4 protein-coding genes are annotated in these 11,362 nt (G+C 55.2%); all 4 read right to left on the reverse strand.

The annotated features are described in order from the left end of the window. Positions 1-317: 317 nt before the first annotated feature. The 4 genes from Q0F21_RS02915 to Q0F21_RS02930 all read right to left on the reverse strand — a co-directional run bounded on the left by Q0F21_RS02915 (position 318) and on the right by Q0F21_RS02930 (position 11,031). Positions 318-1,904 (reverse strand): SusD/RagB family nutrient-binding outer membrane lipoprotein, encoded by a 1,587-nt coding sequence (locus tag Q0F21_RS02915; protein ID WP_297237240.1) that lies wholly within the window; start codon positions 1,902-1,904, stop codon positions 318-320. Between the two features lie 15 nt (positions 1,905-1,919). Next, the gene (locus Q0F21_RS02920) at positions 1,920-5,105 is read right to left on the reverse strand and encodes a SusC/RagA family TonB-linked outer membrane protein (protein WP_297237243.1); all 3,186 of its coding nucleotides are present in this window, start codon (positions 5,103-5,105) and stop codon (positions 1,920-1,922) included. Between the two features lie 668 nt (positions 5,106-5,773). Continuing rightward, the gene (locus tag Q0F21_RS02925; protein ID WP_297237245.1) at positions 5,774-8,011 is read right to left on the reverse strand and encodes a hypothetical protein; all 2,238 of its coding nucleotides are present in this window, start codon (positions 8,009-8,011) and stop codon (positions 5,774-5,776) included. Positions 8,012-8,049: 38 nt separating this feature from the next. Next, complete coding sequence (locus Q0F21_RS02930) at positions 8,050-11,031, reverse strand: TonB-dependent receptor (protein WP_297237247.1); 2,982 nt, start codon at positions 11,029-11,031, stop codon at positions 8,050-8,052. Between the last annotated feature and the right edge of the window lie 331 nt (positions 11,032-11,362).

Below are 11,362 nucleotides of genomic sequence, written 5' to 3' on the forward strand. Positions count from 1 at the left end.
TGACTATTATCCTGACTCATGATCTGTATACCTTATATTATATAGGTCACAAAGGTACCACTTTTCGCCGACTGCCCCGGCCGCCCCACACTTGCTGTATACCCCACAAATACGTGAGCCCGGATTGGTCATCTCTTATCTCCCGGGGTGGTCTCTGTCGTGAAGTACGAGTACTCGGCGAACTAGTACCGACAAAAAAAAGGTGTGACAGGTACTGCACAGCACCTGTCACACCATGGTGAAAAGGAAAATCGGTACGAGTTCTAATGTCTTAGTAAGTACAGTGAAGCACTCATAAGAGCGTACCTATGTAGGTATTACTTGACGTCCCACCAGATGCGGGTGTCAATGGAGTTCTCGCCCTGAGCAGAGACCATGGCGTTGTAATTGTCGCGATTCTGATCCCAGTCGTCGGTAGAGAGGACCCTGCGGTAGGGGATGTGGGTGATGCCGCTTTGCTCAGCATAGCCACCGACCTTCAGCTCAGGCACACCGAGTCGGCGCCAGTCGCTCCATGCCTCCACACCGTGCTGCATAAAGCCATTGAGCCACCTCTGATAGGCCACCTGCTTGATCTTCTCCTCTGTGGAGCCTGAGAGCTTCACCTGAGGCTGAGCGAGATACTCGTCAGCGGAGAGCAGGAGGTGATTGACACTCTGGACAGCGTCCAAGACTGTGCCGTCACCTGCCTCCTGTAGCCGGAGGCTCTCAGCGATGCCGGCAACATTCTTCTCCTCAAATGAGAGTCGGATAGCCTCCTCGTAGAGTGCCTCAGGATCAGCAGAGATCCACCCTCTGAGAGCTGCCTCTGCACACATCAGCTTCACCTTGGCGGCAGAGATCAGCACCAGGTGGTAGTCCTGCTTCGTCAGGTTGTCTGCGAGGAGGGAGAGTGGGTTCTCCTGCTTGAAGTTCCCCATCTCCTGCTTGTCGTAGCCCCACGGGGCACCGGTGATTGGATTATTTTTGTTGTCTAAGTTCGGCTTCGCGTAGGCGAGCACGCGCCCGTCCTTAAGGTCGAGGAAGGCATTGACCAGAGTGCTGGTGGGGTAGAAGTCGACTCGTCTGTCGATGAAGTAATTGACATAGACAGGGTTGGCGTTGCTATTCTCCGGCAGATAGGGGTAGACCATATTATCCCCATTCTCGGTCATGGCACCATCGCGGTAGGCTGCTGCAAAGCGTGCTTTTCCGCTGTCGGGAGCGACGTCGGAGAGCTTGATCGCAAGACACATCCGGAGGGAGGCATTGAGCTTCTTCCACTTCGACATGTCTCCGCCGTAGATGATGTCAAAGGTCGGGTCGATCGTCTTTCGGTCGGACATTGTAGCATAGGCTTCCTGGAGCTCCTTGTCGAGACCGGTGTAGATCTCCTCCATGGAGTCAAACTTCGGGGTGAAATTGCCCTCCTCGCCCTTGATCATCTCCGTATAGGGCATCATCCCATAGATGTCCGTGATGGTCATCATATAGTAAGCCTTGAGGGTCTTGCAGATGGCTATCTGATCCTTATTGGGACCCAACTTGCTGACGAAGGCAGAGCTTGCCTGCTCCTTGTCGTTATTGGCATCGATGATGACCTTCAGATTGCGGAGGAAGATGGTGTAGTAGTTGCTTGCAGACCCGTTGTTGATATTGAGGGCAGTGTACTGTATGTTTTTCCCCTCACCGAAGTACTGAGGGTAAAACTGTGCCCAGGGGTTGTAGAGATTCGTCGACGGGGCGAGCGAGCTCTCGGAGAATACTGCTCCGGTGACGCCCTGCTCAGCCCTCAGGAGGAGATAGCGGGTGTCGTTGTTGGAGGGGTTGTTGGGGTCTCGATTGATGTCTCCAAACTTACCGCAGCCCGCAAGAGCCGTCAGTACGATACCCAGCGCCAGACTGTATAGTATATGTCGTTTCATATCTTGCTTGTGATTTTAGAAGGTGAGAGATACCGTGGCACCGAAGGAGCGGGTCGATACGGCCTGACCGGTCTCAAGGAAGTTTCCAAATGCGCCAACCGTCTCCGATGGGTCAATATTGGGCACGGCAGAGTAGATGAGCCACGGATTTTGGGCAACGAAGGAGATGGATGCATCGGTCAGACCAATGCCCAGCTTACTTAGGAGTGCCTTATCGAAGCGATAGGCGAGAGAGATCTCGCGGAGCTTTACGTAGGTGGCATCATAGACGGACTGTCCCCACATAAGCGGGAGGATAGTCTCGTAGTAGAAACGTCCGTCTATGTAGGTGTCTACCGGCTTACCATCGGTATCTACACCGGTGAGGTGGTAGCCTCCGCCCTCCTCGAGCGGGTCGCGGACGTTCTTCCCCCGGTCATTGGTGGCAGCAGTGAAGTCGCCTATTCCGGAGCCTGCCATCCACATATTGGTGGTGGAGGCGAGCTTACCTCCCACGGAGAAGTCCATCGAGGCACTGAGGGTGAGATTCTTGTAGGTGAGTGACGTGGAGAGACCGCCTGTAAAGTCCGGCTGGGCGATGCCGAGCTCCTTCTGGTCATCCTTTGTACTTACGGAGGGGATGTAGCTACCGTCCTGACGTTTCTTTAGGATCAGCTGTCCATTGTCATTGTGGTCAAAGTCTGTACCCCTGATGATACCGATCGGGCGACCCTCCTGGGCATAGGAGTAGATTTTTGTGCTGAAGCCGTACCATGTGATCCGGTAGCTGTCGTCATCCTGATCGTTGGCGAGCAGCTCGACTAGGGTGTTCTGATTCTTGGAGATATTGAAATTAACATCCCAGATGAAGTCCTTAGTCTGGACGGGGACAAAGCCAAGGCTAAACTCAACTCCCTGGTTGCGGATCAGACCGGTATTGATCTTCCGGGTGGTGAATCCGCTCTCCGGGGTCACCATCTGATTAAGGATCTGATTCTTCGAGTCTTTTCGGTAGAGATTGAGGTCTCCATAGAGTCGTCCCTTTAAGAGACGGAACTCCGTCCCCACCTCATACGAGGAGGAGATGGTCGGCTTAATCTCCGGATTGAAGAGCTGACGATTTTGCCGCATCGTGACCGTCTGACCATACTTGTCACCCGTAACCATGATCGGGTAGATACCGTAGGCGTCCATCGTGGATCCCACCTGTGCTACGGAGGCGCGGAGCTTCCAGTAATTGAGCCAGTCGGTCTTGATCAGGCTGCTCAGCAGGATCGATCCGCTGGCGCCGCCGTAGAGGAAGCTGTTGTGATCCGGATGTAGGGTCGAGGACCAGTCGTTGCGGAGGTTGAGGTCGAGGTAATAGGTGTCGTCAAAGCCGATGGTTGCCGTACCGAAGACACTCTCGGTGCGCCAGTTATTCTTGAGGTTGGACGCATAAAACTTTCCGACCGAGGCATCGATGTTCCAGAACTTATCAAGGATCAGACCATCAGTCGTCCCGCCGATCAAGCGATCATACCTCTGATCTCTGTACTCGCCGAAGATCATGGCGTCCAGGGTTAGGCGATCGTCAAAGTAGCGGTCACTGTACTTGGCGTAGATCTGTCCCGTGAGGTCGATGGTCCTATTTTGCTGTTGCTGGTACTCGGGTGTCTGACCATTGAAGTTATACGGCATCATATGCTCATCAAGCATGGTACGCAGGTTGCCGTAGATATGCGTCCCCACAGAGAGTTGCTTCAGGATCTTGTAGTCGGCGTTGAAGCTAAATACATTCCACTGGAAGTCCGTGTAGTCATTGTGGTACTTCATCAGTGAGTAGGGGTTATCGTGGAAGGCGGGAGTGAGGTCACCGGGTCCGTTGATGTTCCATGTCGGGAATGTCCCGTCGGGACGGATGTCGTAGGCCTTGAGGTCGCTCATCTTGACATTCGTATTACCCCACTGGAGGAACTCCTGGAGGAATGATCCGAAGGATCCGTACTCCTCGGCGGTGACGTTGTGATTCCGGCGGAAGGTGTACTTCCAGTCGAGACCGACGTGCAGTCTCTCGCTCACGTCGAAGTCAGACCTCACGCTGATGTGCCGCCGGACGGCGTCGGAGTTGAGGTTGACGCCTTGACGCTGTACGTTAGTGAAGGAGATGCGGGTGTTGTATCCCTGTCCGGACTTGGAGAAGGCGACGTTGGTCGTATTGGAGACTCCAGTCCGGTAGAGCTCCTTCAGGTTCATCCCAAACTCCCACGGAGCTGTCTGACCATACCTTGGGTCTGTGGGATCCCACGCATAGTAAGGGATGTAGGGCTTTCCGTCAAACTTTGGTCCCCACGATGCATCGTCTCCGTAGTCGTAGTAGCGCTGTCCGTCCAGAGGCTTCAGTCCGGGATCCATCCCGTCCTCCCAGTGGAAGATCGGCATCTCGTCGTTGTCATATCCGTAGCCACCGCCATAGAGCTTCTGCACCTTGGCGTGGAGGTACGGATCCTCCCAGAGGATCGTGTGGCTGATGGAGACGACAGACTGTCCCGGCTTGGCACTCTTGGTGGTGATGATGATCGCACCGTTACCGCCCTGAGAGCCGTAGAGAGAGGTGGCTGCCGGTCCCTTGAGGACATTGATGCTCTCCACATCGTCCATATTGAGGGCATTCTTATTAGTGATGACACCGTCGATCACATAGATCGGCTCGGCACCGGCGGGGTTGTAGAGAGAGTTGGTACCTCTCAGGACGATCGTACCGGCATCGAAGTTGGAGCCCGAACCACCGAGGAAGCGCAGACCGGACACCTTACCCACGAGGGCGTTATTGACATCTGTGACGCGTGCCTTCTGCAGATCCTCTGCCTTCACCTCCTGAGCGGCATAGCCGATGGATTTCTTAGTCCTGGAGATGCCCATGGCGGTGACCACCACCTCGTCCAGCAACTCGCTGTCCGGAGTCATCTTGATGGTCATCTTGGAGGCGGCTGCCATCTCGATGGGGTGGTAGCCGATGTAGGTGATGATGAGCGTGGCGCCGCTCTTTACCTTGATCGTGAAGCGACCATCGATATTGGTCGTTGTGCCGTTCGTGGGGACGCCCTTTTCTCGTACGGTGGCCCCGATGATCGGTTGGCTTGATTCATCCAGCACCACTCCGCTTGCTGTAGTAGTCTGAGCTGTAGCGCAGATCACCGTAAGCAGGAGCATGGTGAGGAAGAGGTAGATTCTTCTTTTCATATCAGCTAAGCGATTAAGTAGGTTTTGTATTGTAGATAATTTGTTCCATTCAGGGTGTTGACTTGCGAAAAGCTGACCTGTAGAAGTACTACTTATCTGGTCAACCTCTCTATCGCAATCTTAGACATTTTATGTTCATATAGGGTAACGATTGTTATGAGAATCTTGTTTTTTTTTTTTTTTTTGCACGATTTCGCTTTTTGAGCGGTCGGATTGCTAACCTTAGTTGGCATTTCTTTGCAGATAGAAATTAGGAAGGGAACCAGCCGTGGTGTCTGGATGATCCGACCTTTGAGACAAACTGTTTCTGCCTCATCACACCGAAGGGTATGATCTCTGCAATAGTGACACAATAGGTGAAGTATCACAATGGAGCCTCCCTGACGATAGACCATCGTCTCAAACGGTCTCGACTGAGTGAGGTGCTGGTGCTGTACGAAATGACTGAATGAGATGGCTCTTGCAGTAAGGAGACAAGAGGAGACTGTACGAGACTTTGGTCCCTTGGGGAGGTGGTATCTTTGCAGCTCTCTCCACGCCTGTCGTGCTGCCTGAGCTGTGCCGAAATAAAAATGGAGGCCGTATCTCTCACGAGACACGACCTCCGGACTCCTTTTATCTTACAGTATGAATGGATCTATGCCTATTCTTCTGCTTTCCTTTTTCTCTTACTTACGATTGTATGTGTGTTTCTCAAAGTCATACTTAGTCCAGCCGAAGAGGGCGGCGTCACAACCCTTGAGGCTCTTGTCCTCGGTGGCGCTGACCTCACTCTCTGCGCCGTTCTTGATCATCTTGCCAAAGACAGGTGTGGTGAGCTGATTGTTGTAGGTGATGGTGAGGGTACCATTGCCCTTCTTATCGGTGGTGTTGATGAAGTTCTCCGCCTGACCCTGACCCTTGACGAGGGCGTTAATGATCTTGGCGGTGGCACCACGACGGATCTTGAAGACGTCGTTGACATACTTCCCCTTGTCCTGAGACGGAGCCTGAGCCAGCTCGATGGTGACGTTCTCCATCACGAAGTTGGACTGGTGGCTGTCGCCGGGGTAGTTGCCGTCGTGGTTACCATCCACCTCGCAGCCGCGGGGATCCTTCTCGGTGCTGACGTGCCCGTCTCTCCAGATGCCGTAGGCATTGGTTAGCTTACCGCACCAGCCCTGGGTGACGTCAAACATATCGTCATCCATATCGACAGCAAGGAAATTCTCCACAGAGACAGATCCACCGAAGAGCTCTACACCATCGTCTGCACCAGCGTAGGCAAAGACGTTGGCAATCTTGGTACCACTGCCGACTCCATCGAGGGTGAGGGAGTTGTGCTCCACGTTGTCATTATCCTGCGCACCACAATACTCGAGGACGAGGTACTCGATGGAGCCGGAGTTGTCCTCAGGCTGGTCACCGCCGTAGGGGTACTCCGGATTGATCTCAGTGTTAGCACTCTTCTGACCGGAGGTGAGAGGTGCGTAGCCGTTAATAATCAGGCCGCCCCAGGAGCCGGCACGCTTCTCGACACCGGTCATGATGACGGGCTTCTCAGCGGTACCCTTAACCATGATCTTGGCTCCCTGCTCCACGAGGAGATACTTATCAAATCCCTGACCGGCGGTGATCACCGTACCTGCGGGGATGGTGAGGGTGGCACCCTTCTTCACGAAGAGAGGACCGTCCAGCATATAGGCGACAGAGGCATCGAGGGTCATATCCTTGGCAACGTTGCCCTTGAGGCTCTCAAACTTGACGTCCGGGAACTTGTATCCCGTCCAAGCGAAGAGGGCGGGGTCGCAGCCGGTGAGACTCTTGTCCTCGGTGGCGTTCACCTCTTCCTCCTTCTCCTTCTTGATCAGCTTTCCCATAAGAGGGGTGGTGAGCTGGTTGTTGTAGGTGATGGTGAGAGTACCATTGCCGAGCTTGTCGGTGGTGTTGATGAAGTTCTCCGCCTGACCCTGACCCTTGACGAGGGCATTAATGATCTTAGCGGTGGCGCCACGACGAATCTTGAAGATGTCGTTGGCAAACTGCCCCTTGTCCTGAGAGGGCTTCTGGGCGAGGAGGATGGTGATATTCTCGATCGTGAAATTGGACTGATGGCTATCGCCGGCGTAGTTGCCGTCGTGGTTACCGTCCACCTCACAGCCGCGAGGATCCTTCTCGGTGCTGACGTGACCATCCTCCCAGACGCCATAGGCATTGGTGAGCTTACCGCACCAGCCCTGAGTGACGTCAAACATATCGTCATCCATATTGACAGCGAGGAAGTTGTCGACACTGACGGCACCGCCGAAGAACTCTACTCCGTCATCCGCACCCATGTAGGCGAAGATATTGGAGATCATAGTGCCGCTACCGACACCATTGAGGGTGAGAGAGTTGTGCTCCACAGCGTCGTTACTCTGTGCACCGCAGTACTCCAGCTTGAGATATGTGATGGAGCCGGAGTTGTCTGCGGGGTTATCACCACCATAGGGGTACTCGGAGTTGATCTCCGTCTTGGCGCTCTTCTGGCTGGAGGTGAGGGGAGCGTAGCCATTGATGACCAGTCCGCCCCAGGCGCCGGGCTTCTTGTCCTTAGCGGTGAGGGTGACGGGACTCTGTGCCGTACCCTGGATATTGATCTTGGCACCCTGCTCCACGAGGATGTACTTATCAAATCCTGTCTCCGACGTGATGACCGTACCGGCAGGGATGGTGAGGGTGGCGCCCTTCTTGACGAAGAGTGCGCCATCGAGGGTGTAAGCGACCTTAGCGTCGAGGGTGCGATCGGCGGAGATATTCCCCTTGAGGGAGGCCTGCTCCTTCTTCTCCTCGGGCTTCTTATTGTCATCCTCCTTGCAGGAGGTGGCAAGGCTGAGCGTAGCGATCCCCATCATGAGGAGGGCGATGCTTCTGGTAAGTGCTTTCATTGTCTTTTTCTATTTGAAAATGAGTGATTATTTATTGCTTAGAATTTATATCCGACGCTGATGCTGAAGCTGACTCCCTTGCGGTACTCGGAGATGACCTGCGGGGCATCCGGCTCGTGAGGAGCAGTCAGCTCAGGGTGGGCATTGTAGTACTCCGCGTAGGTCTTCTGCAGCACCTCTCCTGGCACCTCGACCTTGCGGATGGGGCTATTGAGGAGGTTATTCAGCTTCATCTTAATGGAGAAGTGCTTGCCGAGGTTGGCCTCACCGACGAGGTTAAGCTTGGCTATACCTTTCTCGATGATGCCGTTCTCATTCTGCCCCACAGTGCCGTAGGTGTAGAGACGGTCGCTGAAGTAGTCAAAGAGGATCGTCCCCGTGTAGCTGTTACGTGCATTGGAATAGCTGTAGGTGAGGTCGGCATTGGCGAGCCAGGGAGACGCCCCCTCGAGCTCGGTCCGCTCGCTCTTGATCACGCCGAAGGGCTCCAGGTCGAGCATCATATCGGAGTAAAGGTAGGAGCCGCGGAGGCCCATGCTGAGCTTGTGCCGCCGCTCGGTAGCGATGCTGTAGGTATTGAGGAGGTCCTTCCTCAGCTCCAGCTCCACGCCCGCCACCTCAGCCTTGTCGGCCGGATTGGCGTACTGGAGGATGCCGGCGGTACCGGCGAGGAAGACTCGAGAGAGTGGGTCCTTGATGTGCTTGTAGAAGGCAGTGACCGTGAAGAGCTCTGAGGGGGAGAAGTACCAGTCGTACTTCAGGTCGACGTTGTAGAGCTCCGAGAAGCGCACCTTGGACCAACCGCAGCTGGTGAAGTCGATATTGACGTACTTGTAGGTGGAGACCTCCTTGAAGCGCGGCATGGAGTAGCTCTTGGAGGCACTCAAGCGGAGGATGTGCTGGTCGTTGATGTCGTAGCGGATGTTGAAGCTTGGGAGGACGAAGGGCTTCATGCTGTATTTGTCGGGGTCCGTGCCAGCGTAGACGGTCGAGGTGGGGATGTCGGAGTTGATCCCCGTGGAGACGCGCTGGCGGAGGAGGTCCACCCGTAGCCCGCCCTGCAGGGTGAGGGCATCGGTCATCTTCCAGACCGCATCCAGGTAGCCGACATGCGTCTGCTTGATCGCCTGATACCACTCGTCGTTATTGAGCATGATATTGGAGAAGGGGGTCTCCCTGGTATCCCTATTTCGCAGTGTCTCCGCATTGTAGATCCGGTCCCAGTCCAGCTCCTTGTACCCCTTGGCATCCAGTCCCTCAGAGACCGTGGTGAGGAGGTTGTAGGCAATGGAATTAAACTTATGGTCGATAAACCGTCCCTTGTAGCCGAGGGTGAGGAAAGACTCGGGGGCAAACTTCCACTCCACAGAGGCCTTGACGTTGTAGTCAGTCTCTCTCAGGTGGGAGAAGAAGCGGTCATTGCTGATCGACCAGTCCGGGATCCAGCCCTTATCGGTCAGGACCATGTACAGGCGCCGACGGTCCGGCTCGTACGCCTGCAGGATATTGGCTGCACCGCCGACGTTGAGGGTCAGCCCATCCGTGAGTTGCCAGTCGGTGTCGAGCTGATTGATGAGGAGGCGGTTATCGTTATTCTGCTGACGGGTGAGGCTGATGTGATTGAGCTCCATCGGCTCAGATCCGTCGGGAAGCAGGTCGCCATCCGGCTGACGCGTCGTCGAGCCATCCTGATTGTGCTCAGAGTGCTGACCGATAAGTGTGGTGACAAATTGCTTGGAGGAGTGGATGAAGAGCCCGGTGTAGCGGATAGTATGCTTGTCGAGGATCCGCATCGAGGCGTCGCCGAGGAGGAGCTGGCGGATATCGGTGTCGTACATCGGTCCCTCCTGATTGGTGTACCAGAGACCGGTCGTCCCGCCATTGAATACGGTGGAGAAGCTGCGGCTGATGCGATTGGAGTAGGAGTAGCCCACCTCGTGCCGTCCCACGAGCAGGAGGTCAAGGACTACGCTGTCGAGGTCGAGCCGCTTGCCAAGGGAGAGGTTGAGATTGTGATCCACGGGTGCCGGCACCTTGACCGGCTGGAGCTTATTGACGAAGGGGTAGTCCGTGCCGCCCTGGATCTCAGAGCCATAGCCGGGGAAGAGGCTGCGGTCCGGCTGGGTCCGATTGGCGAAGCCGAAGTAGCTGACCCCGTCCTGGCGGTAGAAGTTGTCCAGCCCGAGGAGCGTCGCATTGCCACCCACGCCGGCGCCGATCGAGAAGAGATGATCACCCTGCAGCTGCTTGGACTTGATGTCTATCGCTGCACCACCCACGTCACCGCCGCGAGTGGAGCTGAAGGCCTTACTGACCCCGATATTCTGGATCATATCGGTATCGAAGATGTCGAGCGAGATATTCTTGTACTCCGGATCATCCGAGGGGATGGGGAAGCCATTGAGGTAGGTGCTGTTGTACCGGTCGGCGAGACCGCGGACGAAGACGTTCTTCACCCCCTCCTGCTTGGAGATGCCGGAGACCTGCTGTACGGCGGCCTCAGCATTGGAGATCCCCTTACGGTCAAGCTCCATGGCGCCGATCGCCTCGATCGCAATGAGGGCGCGCTTCTGCTCGAGGAGAAGCATATTCTCTGACTCGCGATTGGCCTTCGCCGTCACCACCACCTCCTCCAGCACCTCATCGTCTGGGTGGAGGGTGTAGTCGAGTGTGGCACGCTGCCCCGGCTCTATGACGGCATTGGGGATCCGCTCAGTCTTGTAAGAGACGTAGGAGATGACCACGGTGTAGACTCCCTTAGGGATCCCCGTGATGGTAAACTTCCCGTCCATGTCGGTGTAGCTACCCAAGGAGGTGCCCTCAAGACGAATCGTGGCACCCATAAGCGGCTCCTTGGTAGTGCCGTCTGTGATGACGCCGTGGAGTATGCCTCCGGCGGTCTCGCCCTCGGGCTCAGTAAGGGTGGAGATGAGATGGTTGCTTCCGAGAGTGGGGATCGCAGTCGCTACAGTCGTGCTGCAGGTCATGATCGCCAGGAGTATGATACGGTAAGCCTTCATTACTGTAAGAGTATATCTTCTTGATTATTTTCCACCGCAAAGGTGGCAAAGCGTTATTACCTACCGATTAACCTCCTGTGACATTCCGGATAAGAGTCTGTGTAGATCCTATGAAGGACTTGTGTCGATACCGTTACGGTACAGGCGAAAAACTATTAATGGTAACAGATATGAGCTAGGGTAAAGGGGGTAAAAAGAGAGCCGCAGAGGGGCGGGTGCTCCTCTGCGGCTCAGCGATTGATTAGGGGTATGTCTCCTCGTGCGATCAGGCAGCGGGCTTAGCAGCAGCCTCCTTGGCTGCGGGCTCGCCGATGGCGATCATCTCGAGGTA

The organism is uncultured Porphyromonas sp. (genome assembly GCF_934359325.1).
Classification (GTDB): Bacteria; Bacteroidota; Bacteroidia; order Bacteroidales; family Porphyromonadaceae; genus Porphyromonas_A.

Bases quoted from the DNA above. Each gene is read 5' to 3' on its own strand.
- Q0F21_RS02915 (WP_297237240.1), bottom strand. From the start codon at position 1,904: ATGAAACGACATATACTATACAGTCTGGCGCTGGGTATCGTACTGACG.
- Q0F21_RS02930 (WP_297237247.1), bottom strand. From the start codon at position 11,031: ATGAAGGCTTACCGTATCATACTCCTGGCGATCATGACCTGCAGCACG.
- Q0F21_RS02920 (WP_297237243.1), bottom strand. From the start codon at position 5,105: ATGAAAAGAAGAATCTACCTCTTCCTCACCATGCTCCTGCTTACGGTG.
- Q0F21_RS02925 (WP_297237245.1), bottom strand. From the start codon at position 8,011: ATGAAAGCACTTACCAGAAGCATCGCCCTCCTCATGATGGGGATCGCT.